The 17657-nt window shown below is 35.4% G+C and carries 18 protein-coding genes and 1 other RNA gene; 11 read left to right on the plus strand and 8 right to left on the minus strand.

The features are described 5' to 3' along the window. Positions 1-2 precede the first annotated feature (2 nt). The 3 genes from ebpB (at position 3) to srtC (ending at position 4405) form a co-directional block, all read left to right on the plus strand. Positions 3-1433, plus strand: coding sequence for an endocarditis and biofilm-associated pilus minor subunit EbpB (gene ebpB / locus IGM13_RS04900; RefSeq protein WP_002382089.1), 1431 nt, complete (start codon positions 3-5; stop codon positions 1431-1433). Further along, positions 1430-3313, plus strand: coding sequence for an endocarditis and biofilm-associated pilus major subunit EbpC (gene ebpC / locus IGM13_RS04905; RefSeq protein WP_002419841.1), 1884 nt, complete (start codon positions 1430-1432; stop codon positions 3311-3313). Before ebpB ends, ebpC begins: the two co-directional genes overlap by 4 nt. 234 nt (positions 3314-3547) lie before the next feature. Beyond that, positions 3548-4405, plus strand: coding sequence for an Ebp pilus assembly class C sortase (gene srtC / locus IGM13_RS04910; RefSeq protein WP_002419842.1), 858 nt, complete (start codon positions 3548-3550; stop codon positions 4403-4405). A gap of 21 nt (positions 4406-4426) precedes the next feature. Here srtC and IGM13_RS04915 read toward each other — a convergent pair whose 3' ends face one another. Then, positions 4427-4705: a hypothetical protein gene (locus IGM13_RS04915; protein WP_002363681.1), complete on the minus strand. Its 279-nt coding sequence runs from the start codon at positions 4703-4705 to the stop codon at positions 4427-4429. Between the two features lie 500 nt (positions 4706-5205). Between IGM13_RS04915 and IGM13_RS04920 the strand changes: the two genes are divergently transcribed. From IGM13_RS04920 to IGM13_RS04935, 4 genes are all read left to right on the plus strand, one after another. Then, a complete protein-coding gene (locus IGM13_RS04920) occupies positions 5206-5409 on the plus strand; it encodes a DUF378 domain-containing protein (protein WP_002381996.1) in 204 nt (67 codons plus the stop codon). A 358-nt stretch (positions 5410-5767) separates the two neighbouring features. Next, positions 5768-6280, plus strand: a complete 513-nt coding sequence (gene entV, locus IGM13_RS04925) for an enterococcin EntV (RefSeq protein ID WP_002382093.1) — start codon at positions 5768-5770, stop codon at positions 6278-6280. Continuing rightward, positions 6265-6450: a hypothetical protein gene (locus tag IGM13_RS04930; RefSeq protein WP_002382094.1), complete on the plus strand. Its 186-nt coding sequence runs from the start codon at positions 6265-6267 to the stop codon at positions 6448-6450. The genes entV and IGM13_RS04930 overlap by 16 nt, the downstream gene beginning before the upstream one ends. Before the next feature lie 262 nt (positions 6451-6712). After that, on the plus strand, positions 6713-7624 hold the full coding sequence (locus tag IGM13_RS04935) for a CatB-related O-acetyltransferase (RefSeq protein WP_002419845.1): 912 nt from the start codon (positions 6713-6715) through the stop codon (positions 7622-7624). A gap of 181 nt (positions 7625-7805) precedes the next feature. Here the strand turns inward: IGM13_RS04935 and IGM13_RS04940 are convergent, their stop codons facing one another. From IGM13_RS04940 to IGM13_RS04950, 3 genes are all read right to left on the minus strand, one after another. Then, positions 7806-8096, minus strand: a complete 291-nt coding sequence (locus IGM13_RS04940; RefSeq protein WP_002396421.1) for a hypothetical protein — start codon at positions 8094-8096, stop codon at positions 7806-7808. Between the two features lie 180 nt (positions 8097-8276). Beyond that, positions 8277-8643: a transfer-messenger RNA gene (gene ssrA, locus IGM13_RS04945) on the minus strand. A 139-nt stretch (positions 8644-8782) separates the two neighbouring features. Next, complete coding sequence (locus tag IGM13_RS04950) at positions 8783-9088, minus strand: DUF898 family protein (RefSeq protein WP_002360604.1); 306 nt, start codon at positions 9086-9088, stop codon at positions 8783-8785. A gap of 334 nt (positions 9089-9422) precedes the next feature. Between IGM13_RS04950 and IGM13_RS04955 the strand changes: the two genes are divergently transcribed. The 3 genes from IGM13_RS04955 (at position 9423) to IGM13_RS04965 (ending at position 13830) form a co-directional block, all read left to right on the plus strand. Then, positions 9423-11306 carry a collagen binding domain-containing protein gene (locus IGM13_RS04955; protein WP_126264347.1) on the plus strand — a complete coding sequence of 628 codons (1884 nt, stop codon included), beginning with the start codon at positions 9423-9425 and terminating at the stop codon, positions 11304-11306. A 124-nt stretch (positions 11307-11430) separates the two neighbouring features. Then, on the plus strand, positions 11431-13026 hold the full coding sequence (locus IGM13_RS04960; RefSeq protein WP_002382097.1) for an ATP-binding cassette domain-containing protein: 1596 nt from the start codon (positions 11431-11433) through the stop codon (positions 13024-13026). A 69-nt stretch (positions 13027-13095) separates the two neighbouring features. Then, positions 13096-13830: a class I SAM-dependent methyltransferase gene (locus IGM13_RS04965; protein WP_002419847.1), complete on the plus strand. Its 735-nt coding sequence runs from the start codon at positions 13096-13098 to the stop codon at positions 13828-13830. Here the strand turns inward: IGM13_RS04965 and IGM13_RS04970 are convergent. From IGM13_RS04970 to IGM13_RS04985, 4 genes are all read right to left on the minus strand, one after another. Then, positions 13827-14228, minus strand: a complete 402-nt coding sequence (locus IGM13_RS04970) for a YxeA family protein (RefSeq protein WP_002358048.1) — start codon at positions 14226-14228, stop codon at positions 13827-13829. The genes IGM13_RS04965 and IGM13_RS04970 overlap by 4 nt on opposite strands. Positions 14229-14337: 109 nt before the next feature. Next, positions 14338-15690 carry an amino acid permease gene (locus tag IGM13_RS04975; RefSeq protein ID WP_002419848.1) on the minus strand — a complete coding sequence of 451 codons (1353 nt, stop codon included), beginning with the start codon at positions 15688-15690 and terminating at the stop codon, positions 14338-14340. A gap of 170 nt (positions 15691-15860) precedes the next feature. Then, positions 15861-16046: a hypothetical protein gene (locus IGM13_RS04980; RefSeq protein ID WP_002358046.1), complete on the minus strand. Its 186-nt coding sequence runs from the start codon at positions 16044-16046 to the stop codon at positions 15861-15863. 180 nt (positions 16047-16226) lie between these two features. After that, the gene (locus tag IGM13_RS04985; protein WP_002416112.1) at positions 16227-16514 is read right to left on the minus strand and encodes a hypothetical protein; all 288 of its coding nucleotides are present in this window, start codon (positions 16512-16514) and stop codon (positions 16227-16229) included. 369 nt (positions 16515-16883) lie between these two features. Here IGM13_RS04985 and IGM13_RS04990 point away from each other — a divergent pair, with 369 nt between their 5' ends. Continuing rightward, positions 16884-17645 (plus strand): (Fe-S)-binding protein, encoded by a 762-nt coding sequence (locus IGM13_RS04990; RefSeq protein WP_002360596.1) that lies wholly within the window; start codon positions 16884-16886, stop codon positions 17643-17645. Positions 17646-17657: the final 12 nt, after the last annotated feature.

Below are 17657 nucleotides of genomic sequence, written 5' to 3' on the forward strand. Positions count from 1 at the left end.
CAATGAAAAACGCACGTTGGTTAAGTATTTGCGTCATGCTACTCGCTCTTTTCGGGTTTTCACAGCAAGCATTAGCAGAGGCATCGCAAGCAAGCGTTCAAGTTACGTTGCACAAATTATTGTTCCCTGATGGTCAATTACCAGAACAGCAGCAAAACACAGGGGAAGAGGGAACGCTGCTTCAAAATTATCGGGGCTTAAATGACGTCACTTATCAAGTCTATGATGTGACGGATCCGTTTTATCAGCTTCGTTCTGAAGGAAAAACGGTCCAAGAGGCACAGCGTCAATTAGCAGAAACCGGTGCAACAAATAGAAAACCGATTGCAGAAGATAAAACACAGACAATAAATGGAGAAGATGGAGTGGTTTCTTTTTCATTAGCTAGCAAAGATTCGCAGCAACGAGATAAAGCCTATTTATTTGTTGAAGCGGAAGCACCGGAAGTGGTAAAGGAAAAAGCTAGCAACCTAGTAGTGATTTTGCCTGTTCAAGATCCACAAGGGCAATCGTTAACGCATATTCATTTATATCCAAAAAATGAAGAAAATGCCTATGACTTACCACCACTTGAAAAAACGGTACTCGATAAGCAGCAAGGCTTTAATCAAGGAGAGCACATTAACTATCAGTTAACGACTCAGATTCCAGCGAATATTTTAGGATATCAGGAATTCCGTTTGTCAGATAAGGCGGATACAACGTTGACACTTTTACCAGAATCAATTGAGGTAAAAGTGGCTGGAAAAACAGTTACTACAGGTTACACACTGACGACGCAAAAGCATGGATTTACGCTTGATTTTTCAATTAAAGACTTACAAAACTTTGCAAATCAAACAATGACTGTGTCGTATCAAATGCGTTTAGAAAAGACCGCTGAACCTGACACTGCGATTAACAACGAAGGACAATTAGTCACGGACAAACATACCTTGACTAAAAGAGCCACAGTTCGTACAGGTGGCAAGTCTTTTGTCAAAGTTGATAGTGAAAATGCGAAAATCACCTTGCCAGAGGCTGTTTTTATCGTCAAAAATCAAGCGGGGGAATACCTCAATGAAACAGCAAACGGGTATCGTTGGCAGAAAGAAAAAGCATTAGCTAAAAAGATCACATCTAATCAAGCCGGCGAATTTTCAGTTAAAGGCTTAAAAGATGGCCAGTACTTCTTGGAAGAAATCTCTGCACCAAAAGGTTATCTTCTGAATCAAACAGAAATTCCTTTTACGGTGGAAAAAAATTCTTATGCAACGAACGGACAACGAACAGCACCGTTACATGTAATCAATAAAAAAGTAAAAGAGTCAGGCTTCTTACCAAAAACAAATGAAGAACGTTCTATTTGGTTGACGATTGCAGGCCTGCTAATCATTGGGCTGGTAGCCATTTGGCTATTTTATCAAAAACAAAAAAGAGGAGAGAGAAAATGAAGCAATTAAAAAAAGTTTGGTACACCGTTAGTACCTTGTTACTAATTTTGCCACTTTTCACGAGTGTATTAGGGACACCAACTGCATTTGCAGAAGAAAATGGGGAGAGCGCACAGCTCGTGATTCACAAAAAGAAAATGACGGATTTACCAGATCCGCTTATTCAAAATAGCGGGAAAGAAATGAGCGAGTTTGATAAATATCAAGGACTGGCAGATGTGACGTTTAGTATTTATAACGTGACGAGCGAATTTTACGAGCAACGAGCGGCAGGCGCAAGCGTCGATGCAGCTAAACAAGCTGTCCAAAGTTTAACTCCTGGGAAACCTGTTGCTCAAGGAACCACCGATGCAAATGGGAATGTCACTGTTCAGTTACCTAAAAAACAAAATGGTAAAGATGCAGTGTATACCATTAAAGAAGAACCAAAAGAGGGTGTAGTTGCTGCTACGAATATGGTGGTGGCGTTCCCAGTTTACGAAATGATCAAGCAAGCAGATGGTTCCTATAAATATGGAACAGAAGAATTAGCGGTTGTTCATATTTATCCTAAAAATGTGGTAGCCAATGATGGTAGTTTACATGTGAAAAAAGTAGGAACTGCTGAAAATGAAGGATTAAATGGCGCAGAATTTGTTATTTCCAAAAGCGAAGGCTCACCAGGCACAGTAAAATATATCCAAGGAGTCAAAGATGGATTATATACATGGACAACGGATAAAGAACAAGCAAAACGCTTTATTACTGGGAAAAGTTATGAAATTGGCGAAAATGATTTCACAGAAGCAGAGAATGGAACGGGAGAATTAACAGTTAAAAATCTTGAGGTTGGTTCGTATATTTTAGAAGAAGTAAAAGCGCCAAATAATGCAGAATTAATTGAAAATCAAACAAAAACACCATTTACAATTGAAGCAAACAATCAAATACCTGTTGAAAAAACAGTCAAAAATGATACCTCTAAAGTTGATAAAACAACACCAAACTTAGATGGTAAAGATGTGGCAATTGGCGAAAAAATTAAATATCAAATTTCTGTAAATATTCCATTGGGGATTGCAGACAAAGAAGGCGACGCTAATAAATACGTCAAATTCAATTTAGTTGATAAACATGATGCAGCCTTAACTTTTGATAACGTGACTTCTGGAGAGTATGCCTATGCGTTATATGATGGGGATACAGTGATTGCTCCTGAAAATTATCAAGTGACTGAACAAGCAAATGGCTTCACTGTCGCCGTTAATCCAGAATATATTCCTACGTTAACGCCAGGCGGCACACTAAAATTCGTTTACTTTATGCATTTAAATGAAAAAGCAGATCCTACGAAAGGCTTTAAAAATGAGGCGAATGTTGATAACGGTCATACCGACGACCAAACACCACCAACTGTTGAAGTTGTGACAGGTGGGAAACGTTTCATTAAAGTCGATGGCGATGTGACAGCGACACAAGCCTTGGCGGGAGCTTCCTTTGTCGTTCGTGATCAAAACAGTGACACAGCAAATTACTTGAAAATCGATGAAACAACGAAAGCAGCAACTTGGGTGAAAACAAAAGCTGAAGCAACTACTTTTACAACAACGGCTGATGGATTAGTGGATATCACAGGGCTTAAATACGGTACCTATTATTTAGAAGAAACTGTAGCTCCTGATGATTATGTCTTGTTAACAAATCGGATTAAATTTGTGGTCAATGAACAATCATATGGCACAACAGAAAACCTAGTTTCACCAGAAAAAGTACCAAACAAACACAAAGGTACCTTACCTTCAACAGGTGGCAAAGGAATCTACGTTTACTTAGGAAGTGGCGCAGTCTTGCTACTTATTGCAGGAGTCTACTTTGCTAGACGTAGAAAAGAAAATGCTTAATTTCTAGCATCACCGAAGAAATTTTTAGAAAAACAAAGAGGTCGGAACAGAAGTGTTTAGCTCCGAGAACTCTCAAGGACAAAACTGCGACGAGTCTTTGACGAGAAAACACCTTAGAAGTTGTTGAGATCGGAGCAACGCGTAGCGTTGATTCTGTTTCCGCCGTTTATCAGTTTTTAAGCCTGGGCCAATCACTGTCCCAGGCTTTCATGCTTTATTTTTAAGGAGGAAGCAATGAAGTTAAAAAAGAAACGTCGTATCATTGATGGTTTTATGATTCTTTTACTGATTATTGGAATAGGTGCATTTGCGTATCCTTTTGTTAGCGATGCATTAAATAACTATCTGGATCAACAAATTATCGCTCATTATCAAGCAAAAGCAAGCCAAGAAAACACCAAAGAAATGGCTGAACTTCAAGAAAAAATGGAAAAGAAAAACCAAGAATTAGCGAAAAAAGGCAGCAATCCTGGATTAGATCCTTTTTCTGAAACGCAAAAAACAACGAAAAAACCAGACAAATCCTATTTTGAAAGTCATACGATTGGTGTTTTAACCATTCCAAAAATAAATGTCCGTTTACCAATTTTTGATAAAACAAATGCATTGCTATTGGAAAAAGGAAGCTCCTTGTTAGAAGGAACCTCCTATCCTACAGGTGGTGCGAATACACATGCGGTCATTTCAGGACATCGTGGTCTCCCTCAAGCCAAATTATTTACAGATTTGCCAGAATTAAAAAAAGGCGATGAATTTTATATCGAAGTCAATGGGAAGACGCTCGCTTATCAAGTGGATCAAATAAAAACCGTTGAACCAACTGATACAAAAGATTTACACATTGAGTCTGGCCAAGATCTCGTCACTTTATTAACTTGCACACCGTATATGATAAACAGTCATCGGTTATTAGTTCGAGGGCATCGTATCCCATATCAACCAGAAAAAGCAGCAGCAGGAATGAAAAAAGTGGCACAACAACAAAATTTACTATTATGGACATTACTTTTAATTGCCTGTGCGTTAATTATTAGCGGCTTCATTATCTGGTACAAGCGACGGAAAAAGACGACCAGAAAGCATGGAAATTAACGATTCGTATAATAAAAGTGACTATGTTTTTATTTTTTTAAACCCTTTACGTAGTAAATCAATGACCAAACCTAAGCAAAAATAAGTACAAAAATGAAGTCCAGAAGAAATCAACATTCTGGTTGTTAAAGGCTGCTGGGAATAATAAGTATCCAGCACAGGCGTTTGGTGAATAATAGAAAAACCTAGAAAATCTGTAAGGGCCAATAGAAATCCCTTACTATCATATCCAGAAAACCAAAGTAGTATGACGAAAAGGCTAAACATACTAAAAAAAAGAGTAAAAAAATAGCTTTTCAATTTTTAATCCTCCTTATCGTGCATAATTGAACCAGAGAAACAGAAGTATTAACGAAATAACTAAAAGAGCAAGCCCTGAATAAAAAGCGACAAAGGGCCAATCAATCGACTGTTTAAATTCCTGCCAAGTTTGGATTTTTCTGTTTTTTTCGCGCTATCTTCAAGCGTGAGTAAATAATTCAATAGTAAGAGGAGCAGCAACACCGTGAAATCATTTGTGGTAAAAAACACATGTAAAAATATAATGACAAAGACAACACGTGATAACACTCGATTCCGCAAAATTAAAAATAACTTAGCACGCATAATAAACCATCATTTCTTATCAGAGATAATGAATCTGTTTTTGTCTACTCTTTAGTTATATCATAAAATTATTAATAATGAAAAAATGATTCGAGAAAATAATTGAAAAAAGTTTTTTTCCTGAATCATTATTTTCGTAAATAAAGAATAAACGTGTTACTCTTGACTTATCAAATTTGGAAGGAGTGTTAAAAATGAAATATCTGGATATTATTGCTTTAATTTTATTGATTGTCGGAGGTTTAAACTGGTTATTAGTTGGTGCATTTAATTTTGATTTAGTTGCAACAATTAGTGGTGGTGCAACCACACCATTAGCAAAAATTATCTATATTATTGTCGGAATTTGTGCGATTTATTCTATTAAGTTTTTAGCTCCTTTGTTCCGCGAACCATAGGATTGATTTAAAAGATTTAGATAACGTGAAGTTATTTTGACTTAGCAATTGAGAGTTTCCTTGAGAAAGGGGACTCTTTTTTTATTTTCTATATTCGTTTCAGAAGGTTTAGACAAGCTCAAAAAATATTTCAAGAGAGCAGCGTTGTTTTCAAAATAGAACCTAGCATTACCTCGAACGTACCTCAAATAACCTGTGTCTTTTTTTGAATCATTAGTTCAAATTGATGTGATCACTAGTGAGAAAAATCAGCTCTAGGATATATAGGAAAATATAAGCATCAAATAGGGATTTTGATGATAAATTATCTTTTTCCTTGTTATGATTATAACAAGGAAAAGAAAGTAGGGATTTATTTATGGAATTACAGGTGACAAAAAAGGCTAAATTTTTTTGTTTGGCGATGGCATTACTAATGACATTAGGTATTTTTATCAGCGCTGGTACAAGTGTTTATGCATCTGACCAGCTAGAGGATTCAGAAGTTGAGGCTGTAGCAAAAGGACTGGAAGAAATGTATGCGAATGGAGTGACGGAAGATAACTTTAAAAACTATGTCAAAAATAATTTTGCTCAGCAAGAGATTTCTTCAGTTGAAGAAGAGTTAAATGTAAATATTTCTGATGCTTCAACAGTAGTTCAAGCACGTTTTAATTGGAATGCATTAGGAAGTTGCGTTGCTAACAAAATCAAAGATGAGTTTTTTGCAATGATTAGTATCAGTGCAATTGTAAAAGCTGCACAAAAGAAAGCCTGGAAAGAATTAGCAGTGACTGTATTACGCTTCGCTAAAGCCAATGGTTTAAAGACGAATGCTATTATTGTAGCTGGACAACTAACTTTATGGGCAGTTCAATGTGGGCTAAGCTAATGAATTTAAAAGATCATGTTACGGAAATAGTAATTACTTTTATCATCGCTTTTGTGTATACTTGGATAGATTCAGGAAAAATTGAAATCTTAAAAACTCTTTTGATAACAATAATATTTTTAGCCATGTTCTATGCAATACCCAAAATCACCAATAGAAAAAGAAAATGAAGTGGTTTTAGAAAGATAATGTGATAGGAAGTGTAAGGGGAGGTAACGAGCCTTCTCTTTATTTTTTTATTTTATTATGCTCTGAAATAGAATAAATCCAGGATTGTTCACAAAAAATAGGCAAAATCGTTATGGCGAGTCGATTTTTTAATAATTGACCGAAGTTAACTAATCTTTTTAATGAATATAATACCTAACCTTGACTCTCATTGATTATATCTATACTATTATTATTGACTATAATATTAAAAGGAGTTGCAGTATGGATACAAAAATAGATTTAGAAAATGCCACATATGATTCATATTACTGGAAAAAAATTAATGATAATGAATATATGAGAACTGAGAATGTTTTGGAGTCTACGCGTGATAAATGGATAAGATTTCCTATAAAAGGAATTTCGAATGAAAAGGTGGATTTAGTTGTTATTTTAAAAGTTAGTAAAAGTACAGAAGCCTATCCTTTTTTTGCTAAAACTAACACAAATAAAGTATTAAAAGCCTTTCCTTTTACTTATTTTAAGGCTAATCAGCTTACATACTGCATGGGTAGATATTCAGAATTTAAAGTTCCTAAAGATAGTATTATTGGATTAACTGCTAATCATTTTCCTGATCCTGGAACGATTGTTAAAATTGATTCGTTGCGTATTCGAAAAACGACTTTTCAATATGGTGAGGGGACTTATGGACGATTGGTGCATGTATCAGGTACAGACTGGGAAAATGATGTAACAAGGTTAATTGTTGGTAAATACTGTAGCATTGCTGTAAATGCAACTTTAATTAGAGGCCAACATAATTATCAAGCTGTGTCTACTTATCCATTTCTTGAAGAAGATGAAGCAAATCCAAGAAATTCCATCTATCCAAGCGAACCAACAATTATCGGTAATGATGTATGGATTGGAACAAATACTACAATCATGCCAGGGATAACTATAGGAGATGGTGCTATAATTGCTTCAGGAGCAGTGGTAACAAAAGATGTCCCACCGTACGCAATTGTAGGTGGAGTGCCAGCAAAAGTTATTAAGTACAGGTTCCCAGATGACATTATAAAAGATTTGTTAGAAATCCAATGGTGGAATTGGGGTTCAAAAATCATAAATGATAGAAAACTAGACATTGTATCCGAAAATATTGAAGAATTCATAGCTAAATATAAATAGATAATAGTGTGTTTAGTCTATCAAATAAACTAAAAGCCTACTTCTCATTTTCGAGAGGTAGGCTTATTTTTTGTGTTCGGACGTTTAATATCTTCATAAAGGATCAAAGTATAATTATATTCTAAAAAGTTTTCAAAAATATCGCTTTTTTTTACAATAGGAAAAAGAGCAACTTCGTAGTCTAAAGCATATTTTTTACTCTGGAAACTGCTTCAAGTTCTGGCAATTCATTGAATCTCTTCAACTCAGTTAAATTACTCGTATCAAATGTAATATATTTTGATGAATCATTGTTTAATTCATCAAAGTATTTCACCAAAGCTTCAGCTTTTCCAAGTCCAATATTTTCAATAGCTGTTTTTCCACTTCTGATTTTGTCAATGTATTGCGTACTGATTCCAGTTTCTTTTGCAATACGATAGCTCGTTAAATCCAAGTGTATTAATTTTTCGATTTTTTCAGTGTAAGTCATTTAATCAACTACTTTCTTTTGCTTAATATGCCTACAATAGTTTTTAGTGAATAAAATGCAAAATCAATGCAAAAAGTTTTGCATTAGTACCCATTTCTTACCTTTTCTTATAGAAAAAAAGAGCTAAAACCTTTATTTTATAAGGTTTTAGCTCTTTTTTGTTTTTCTCTACTTTTCTAAAAATGGAGACGGCGGGAGTCGAACCCGCGTCCAAACATATTGCCACTTAAATCTCTACGTTCATAGACACTCATTTAAAGGTTCGCTTTACAGCGTGCCGAGTGACAGGCATTCTGTATTGCTAGTCTGGTAAGCTCTTCTAAATTTTACAGACGGAAAAATTTAGCGTATCCCACTTCGATTAGGACCCTGACCCGAGCACATGGGCGATGCCGGGAGGATCTTCGCTAGCTGGTTTTTAGGCAGCTAAAGCGAAAGAATTGTTTTCGTTTTTAGCAGTTATATTTAACTGTAACGTTTTAACGTAGCCGTAACCTACGAAACGCAATTCAAGCTCAACTATGCCTGTCGAATCCGTAACGCCCCCGAAATAACATAAGTATCCCTTGATACTTATCAAAGTATAGCATAAATTCCTTGTTTTTTCAAAGAGTAGGATAACACTCTGTCAGATATTCATAAAAAGAGGAAGGATGGACCGCAACTCAGTTCATCCTTCCTCCTTTTTATGAAAGTGTGTGGGTATGTTTTGTAATCCATTGTTGCAAACGGATATTCAACCAAAAACCATAAATGCCTAAAGTAATTATAGTTAATAAAAGCCATTTAATCCAATGTCCGAATAATTGCATAGCTGTACCGTCAAAATAAAGACGTTTACCATCAATAACGGTATGCTTGATTTTCCAGTTGTACATCATACAAATTCCCCAAGGTGCGCAAATGCCTAATGTAAAGACAGTAATCAAGGTTGCTAAAATTGAAGTCCCGATATACGTTGCTAAACCACCATCAAAATATGAATTTTTCATTCTTTTCCTCCTTATCTTATAAATTTTATTATAACAAGAATAAATGTCCTTGGAAACAAAATGTGGACGAATTAAGTATTTTTATTCATTATTGATCCGAAATATGTTATTTATACAACTCAATATTGGAAGCACTAGATATTTTGTAACAAATGTTATCTAATGTAACTACCATAATAAAACGTTTTCCTTAGGAAGTGAATTAGAAATTTAAAAAAAAGGCTACTTAAATGAGCATTAATATTGTACGAGACATATCTTTTTGCTATTGTCAACTTCTGAAAAAGACCACTAAGTGGAAAAAATAAGAGAAAAGAAGGGTGAATAATTTTTTATGACAAAAAGTGTAAAATTTTTAGTGTTACTGTTGGTAATGATTCTACCAATTGCGGGGGCGTTATTGATAGGTCCAATTTCGTTTGGCGCCGAATTGAGCAAAAGTCCAATCGTTGACAAAGTAGAATTAGATCACACTACTTTATATCAAGGGGAGATGACCTCCATTAAAGTATCTTTTAGTGACAAAGAAAATCAGAAAATAAAACCCGGAGATACAATTACTTTAACTTTACCAGACGCACTAGTTGGAATGACCGAGAACGATGGTTCACCACGAAAAATCAATTTAAATGGTTTAGGGGAAGTCTTCATCTATAAAGATCATGTTGTAGCAATATTTAACGAAAAAGTTGAATCTTTACATAATGTGAACGGGCATTTTTCTTTCGGGATTAAAACGCTTATCACCAATAGTTCGCAACCGAACGTGATAGAAACGGATTTCGGAACTGCAACGGCGACTCAACGTTTGACAATTGAAGGAATGACTAGCACAGAGAATGGCCAAATTGAGCGAGACTATCCGTTTTTTTATAAAGTAGGCGATTTGGCTGGAGAGTCAAATCAAGTACGTTGGTTTTTAAATGTGAACCTCAATAAATCCGATGTCACAGAAGATATTTCAATTGCGGATCGACAAGGAAGTGGTCAACAATTAAACAAAGAGAGTTTTACATTTGATATTGTGAATGACAAAGAAACTAAATATATTTCACTTGCCGAGTTTGAGCAACAAGGTTATGGCAAAATTGACTTCGTGACGGATAATGACTTTAATTTACGTTTTTATCGAGATAAAGCACGCTTTACTTCCTTTATCGTCCGTTACACTTCGACAATCACGAAAGCGGGGCAACATCAAGCGACATTTGAAAATAGTTATGACATCAATTATCGACTAAACAATCAAGAAGCAACGAATGAAAAAAATACATCACAGGTTAAAAATGTTTTTGTAGACGGTGAGGCAAGCGGCAATCAAAATGTGGAAATGCCAACAGAAGAAAGTCTAGACATTCCTTTAGAGACAATAGAAGAATGGGAACCAAAGATACCTACTTCGGAACAGGCAACAGAAACAACTGAAGAGAATGGCGCAACAGAAACCGCAGAAAGCAGCCAACCAGAAGTTCATGTCTCACCAACAGAAGAAGAAAATCCAGATGAAAGTGAAACGTTAGGTACAATTGCACCAATCATACCTGAAAAACCAAGTGTGACAACTGAAGAGAATGGCACGACAGAAACTGCAGAAAGCAGCCAACCAGAAGTTCATGTCTCACCAACAGAAGAAGAAAATCCAGATGAAAGTGAAGCACTAGGCACGATTGAGCCAATCATACCTGAAAAACCAAGTGTGACAACTGAAGAGAATGGCGCAACAGAAACTGCAGAAAGCAGTCAACCAGAAGTTCATGTGTCGCCAACGGAAGAAGAAAATCCAGATGAAAGTGAAACACTAGGCACGATTGCACCAATCATACCTGAAAAACCAAGCGTAACAACTGAAGAGAATGGCGCAACGGAAACGGCAGAAAGCAGTCAACCAGAAGTTCATGTCTCGCCAACAAAAGAAATTACTACAACTGAGAAAAAACAGCCATCCACAGAAACAACTGTGGAGACAAATAAAACTATTACATCAAAAAATCAACCACAAATACTAAATGCTCCATTAAACACATTGAAAAATGAAGGAAGCCCACAGTTGGCTCCCCAACTGCTTAGTGAACCAATTCAAAAATTAAATGAAGAAAACGGGAAACGAGAACTTCCCAAAACAGGCACAACAAAAACACCGTTTATGCTAATAGCAGGAACACTGGCAAGTACATTTGCCGTTTTAGGTGTAAGTTATCTACAAATCAGAAAGAATTAACAATAGAAAAGCCATCCAGCTTTCGCTGGGGGGTTTTTCTATTATCTGGAGATAAATTGCTGATAGGCGCCAATCAAAAACTATGCTACAGTAAGGTATGTACTGTTCGAAAAGGAGGGAGTAAATGACTAAAAAAATATGGTCGCACTTTCAGAAAAGCTTCACTTGGTACATTTTGATTGGTGTGATTGTTTCATTATGTAGTGCTTTAGCAATTTATTTTTTTCAACAGTTGTTAGATCATTATCAAAAAAGTTTCCAACTAGGGTTGTTAGTAGCGTATGGAACGACAATTATTTTAATTCCGCTATTGTCTTACTGTGAACAGAAACCGAAAGCTTACTTAACTAATGGCATCTATTTCTATTTGAAGAAATTAAGTTTAATAAAAATGAGCAAGATTTCCTATGAAGAATATCTAAAACTGGGAGCGGGAGCTTTACTACAAAAAGTAGAAGTTGGTGCAGCAGCTGGGAGAAATATCCACTTGAATTTTTATGGACGCTTATTTCGAGAGCTAATTCCAGAGACGTTATTTAATTTATTTTTTATAGCGTTGATTGATAAAAAATTACTGCCAGCAATTCTAATTGGTTATGTGATTGTATTTATTTTAACCAAAATACTTTTGAAAACGCTACAAAAAATGAAAGAAAAAACACTTATTTCTGAAGAAGCAATGAATGCTACTTTGATACGAGGGATGACCGAACTAGTAACTTTTAGAATTAATCGAAAATATAAAAAAGAGATTGAAAATTACGCGTTAATGGCAGAGGAAAATAGTCAAAATATAACAAAAATGACTATGATCCATGAATTTTTCTTTGGCTTTTTTGCCTTGTTAGTCGCACTTATCAAAGTAAGTATTGTCGTACTTAGTTTTACTAACGTCGTGACGTTAAGTTTAGGTGGACTTGTAGCGATAGTGATGTATATTGATCGAATTTATACGCCGATAGCCATATTTAATGTTTTATTTGTTCAATATAATTTGGATAAAGTAGCCTATCAGCGCTTGGAAGATTTTTATAAAAAAGAAGATGATCCTGACTTAGCGGTTTCAGGCAAAGCGTTACCTGAAATTCAAACAATTTCATTAAAAGATGTGTGTTTTAGCGTAGATAGTCAAACGATTATGTCCCAACAAAATCGACAATTTTCAATGAATAAAACTTATGGCTTGATTGGAAAAAGTGGGACAGGCAAATCTACCCTGATTAAATTGATTTTAGGATTATTGAAGCCGACAGAGGGGAAAGTTTATGTGAATCAATTTCCTCTAACACAATTCAATTTGGAAGATTATTATGAAAAAGTTTTTTATTTATCGCAAGATGTGCCAATATTTCAAGGAACGTTGAAAGAAAATATTGTATTTAATCAAGAAATTTCTGATGAACAAGTAATTGAAGCCATGTATCGTTTTCAGTTGGGGGAACTTTATGAACGGTTGCCGGAAGGTTTAAATACTATTGTGAGTGAAAAAGGAATGAATTTTTCTGGTGGCGAGAAACAACGGATTGCTTTTACACGCTTAGCATTTACACAAGCAGAGATTCTTATTTTAGATGAGGCGACTTCCGCATTGGACGAAAAGACCGAAGAAAAAGTGTTACAAGAAGTACAAAAATTTACCCACAATAAGTTGACTATTTTGGTTACTCATCGACCTAAAACCCTGCGATTTGTAGATGAAATTATTGATTTAAATGAGTGAACTTGTTAGCTGTTTGGCACATCTTTTGCTACACTTTTTATAAGAATTGAGAGAAAGGGGCAACTGTTGATGAATAATAATGAGCAAGAATTAGCGGAATTTTGGGATGAATTTGCAGAAGAATATGAAGAAATTCAACAAGAATCGCCATTTCCAATTGCCCGAGAATTACGTGATTTCTTGGTCCAAGAAGGTCTTTTTCCGTGTCATACATTTCTGGATATCGCAGGTGGGACAGGACGATACTTACCTTTTTTTCAAGAGCAAGTCACGGAGTATACGCTAGCCGATATTTCTCAGAGAATGTTGGAGATTGCGGAAGCAAAAGCACAAAGCAACGTTGTTTTTCTTCACCAAAGCCAAGAAAGACTGATTGAGACTGGGAAAAAATTTCAAGTCGTTTTTTCAGCCATGAATCCTGCTTTGGATACGCCGGAAAAAGTTAATGCATTGTGCCAATTAAGTGAGGAATGGTGTCTTATATTTCGGCTAGTGGAAGAGCAAGATTCGTTGTTTTCTCCTTTTGAGCAAGAGAGCAACCCGCAGTTAAATTGGATGGCACAATACAAAGCATTTCTAAAAAAAGAACAGCGACCTTTTTTCACAAAAAAATTTTTCTTTGAAGCATCAGAAGCTATTTCAAAAGACTTTTTCCGCAGCTATTTTGAAGAACAATGGTCAGTTCCAATTTTAGAACAACGCGTACAAGAAATTTTTGGTTCTCATGAAATTAAGCAAAATCAGCGTACCATTATTTATGAATTAATTGTTATTCCATGTAAAAAAACAATCAGCGATTACTAATTATCGCTGGTTGTTTTTCGGTTATTTAATTGTGCGAAAGCTTTTTCTGGAATCTCTTTTTTATCAATTTTGACAGGAGATTGGATGATTCTTTTTTTACTAATGGTTGCTTCTATGTAAGCATTCGGTTCCAAAGGTTGAGGATTTTTGTCTGTCCGTTCGTAATCCATGACTTGCGTTTTTCCATTACTTTTAACAAAAGTTAGTCGATAGTGTAAAGAATATTGGCCATCTATGCTTTTTTGATTGTCATCTACTGTTTGTTTTCGTTCAGGAATTTCTAGAGGAACTTGTGCATAGGCTTTTTCACCCTTATATGTATCTGCATAATAACGATAGCCTGTATAACCACCAACAATGAATAAGCCAATAAATAAAATAGCGCCGATTTTTTTCATTTTTTCTCCTCCTAACAATTTACAAAAATAGCATAGCAAAAGAAGAAGGAGATGGAACATCGAAAAAACGAACAGTTGTCTTACAAAACTGTTCGTTTTTTTTGTCTATTTAGCTTTCATCAGAGAGTAGAAAGGAATCATTTTTCTTACGATAACTAAAGAAAATAACAAAGTACAATAGGCCTGTTAAAAGAGTGACGCCTAACGAATTCGTAAATAAGATGCCAATAAAGATGAGGCCTAAAATGATTAAAGCAAGGAGATTAATACTTTTTTCAAAGAGAGACCCTCGTTTTAAAGACAGAACAAACGCCGCAGCGCTAATTAAAATCCAAATTAGCAAGACAGTGTAAGAGAGAGAACCGGCTAAGTAACCAAATAATTCATCGCCAACAAAATAAGAAAGAATAACGCCCAGATATAAAACACTAGCGCAGAAGAAAACTGAACGTTGAGGTACTTGGTGCTTGTTTAAAACCGCAAGTTTACTCATAGGTCCTTTTTTATCTTTTAAGCGAAAATATAAAAGGCGAGAAGAGGCGTATACCCCAGAATTAATAGAAGAAAACAAGGCTAAAATAATCACAAAATTTACGATGTCAGCAGCAAAAGGAATATTCATTTTTTCAAAAACCATAACAAATGGACTCACCGTTGTGCCTGCTAATGTATTCCAAGGGAAAATAATCAAAAGTAAGAATAATGGAATGATATAGAAGGAAATAATCCGTCCCATCACACCACGAATCGCTTTAGGAATGGCTTTTTTAGGATCATCTGCTTCACTGACAGTAATCGCGATTAATTCTGAACCGCCATAAGAATAAATAACTACTAATAAAGAATTAACAATACCTTTCATGCCATGTGGGGCGAAGCCACCATGATCGGTGATGCTTTGTAAAGTAGGGAAGACACCACTGCCTAGCATTTGTTGTCCCACCAGATAAACACCAAAAATAATTAACAAAATGATGACACTAATTTTAGCAAACGCCAACCAATATTCTGTTTCTGCAAATAAACGAACCGAGTAAAGATTAATGAGCGTCGTTAAAATAGCTAAAATAAAAACAAAAAACCAAGCAGGAATATTAGGAAACCAAAGTTGTAAAAAGGAAGCTGCGGCAACCGCTTCTGCGATAATATTAATTGTCCACATGGAATAATAAACCCAATCAATAAAATCAGCAGAATGTGTACCTAAAAATGGTCGAACTAAGCCAGACAAACCATGATGTGTGTCTCCGCCATCTAAAACAAGTTTTCCTAAACCACTCATGACGATGAAGAGAACAGCACCGCCAATTAGAAAGGCGATTAAAACAGAAGGACCAGCAATACCAATTGCTTCGCCACTTCCTTTAAAAAGACCTGCGCCAATCGCTCCCCCTAAAGCTAACATCGTAATGTGGCGCGAGCTTAATTGTTTTTTTAAGGTTGTTTGTTGTGTTTCACTCATAGGATTCTCCTTTAATTGAAAAAAATAATATGAAAATAACTTTCTTTATTATATACAATTTTCTGACAATTACAACTATTCTGTCAATGAAAATGAAAAAATAAGTGAAAAATATTATGAAAATAAAAAAATCGAGCAATTTAAGTGATTAAAATCGCTCAATTTTTTTATTAATTTTTATTTTTTAACAGAGTCATAATTGTTAATGGAACAGTAATGACTACATAGCCGATGATACTAGCCACTACTAAATAAGCTATAGGACTCGAGAAATTAAATAAGTCCGTTAAAAGTATTGCGACAATCATTGAAATAGCATAACAAATGAATAATTGAATAAACCGCTTTGCAGACAAAAAATCACCTCTTCCTAATTAGTTAAAGTCTCTTTTCAATCATTTAGTATACACCTGAAAAGAAGAATAAACTATCATTAATTAAAAGAAAAAGTGAAATAACTAGCGGATTTTTTGTTCAGCTGATTATCTTAAGAATTAGAAAATGGGACATAAGTCATCTCGACTTATGTCCCATTTTCATTTATGACGTTGGCTTCGTGTAAATTGAGAAGTCTCGTCTTCTCTAGTGGTTGGTTGCTGTGTACGTTGCACGGCTTGCTTTTCCGGCTCGCTCTTTTTTGCAACATCAGTCACAACATTTGGCTTCTGAGATGGGGGAACAGCTGTTTTTTTGTTTAAAGTTGGCGTAGTTCTTTTTACTTCTTTCTTTTGTTTCTTTTTATTATTTTTATCATTTCCAGTGACTGTCAAATAGATAATCAGAAAAATCATTAGGATCGTTGCAACAATTAATAGAATAAACATGTTAAATGAAATGAACATGCATGGCCCTCGTTTCTCGTTTTTTCTTAGTTTACCAAAATTTCAAAATTTCGTCACTCTTTTCTTCAGAAAAAACGAATTTCAAAGGGGTTAAAAGAAACTTTTATAAAAAAGCCTCCTTTTTTGTGTGAAAATGCACAAAATTTCTGGAATCGTTTGCTGTTAAAACCAGATACTGGTAAAATAATTATTGTATAAGAATCATTTTAAAAAACGATTTTTGTTACAAATAACGTATTTGTTGAAAAGGCACTGTGAAGTAGTTAGAGACGACAGCCAAGTGACTTTTAATGACAGCCGCCCAATTAATTTCATGGAGCCTTTTCGTAGAAAACGAGGAGGTTATTTTGCGTGAAAGTGAGTATATTTTCGACATGCGTGGTGGATCTACTTTTTCCAAATGTAGGGCAAGCAATGGTAGAGGTTTTGGAACGTTATGGCTGTGAAACGGTTTTACCAACAAGCCAAACGTGTTGTGGTCAGCCAACGTACAATAGTGGTTATGTGACAGAGAGCACGACAACGCTTAAGAATCAAATTGATAGTTTTGACGGTGCCGATTATGTGGTGGGACCTGCGGGGTCTTGTGTCGGCATGATGAAAGAATACCACAAATTTTTAGCAGATGATCCTATTTATGGGCCAAAAGCACAACGTTTAGCTGAGCGAACTTACGAGTTTAGTCAGTTTCTTTATCGTGTCTTAGGGGTCAAAGATGTTGGCGCAACGTTATATGGGAAAGCCACTTATCATCGTTCTTGTCATATGACGCGAATTTTAAATGAACGAGAATCACCCTTTGTTTTGTTGGATCATGTGAAAGGATTAGAAATGATTCCTTTAGGACATCTTGAAAATTGTTGCGGATTTGGCGGAACGTTTTCAGTGAAAATGCCAGCTATTTCTGAACAAATGGTGACGGAAAAAATGAACGATGTGATTGATACGGGCGCAGAAATTTTAATTAGTGCGGATATGGGTTGCCTGATGAATATCGGGGGTAAATTCAATCGTGATGGGAAAAAGATTAAGATTATGCACATTGCAGAAGTCCTTAATCACGAAGTGGATGAAGCACGCATGGACCAACCACAAATCATATCGGTAGGGTAAGGGGGAAGAACT

It is taken from the genome of Enterococcus sp. DIV0561 (assembly GCF_050539875.1).
Lineage (GTDB): Bacteria > Bacillota > Bacilli > Lactobacillales > Enterococcaceae > Enterococcus > Enterococcus faecalis.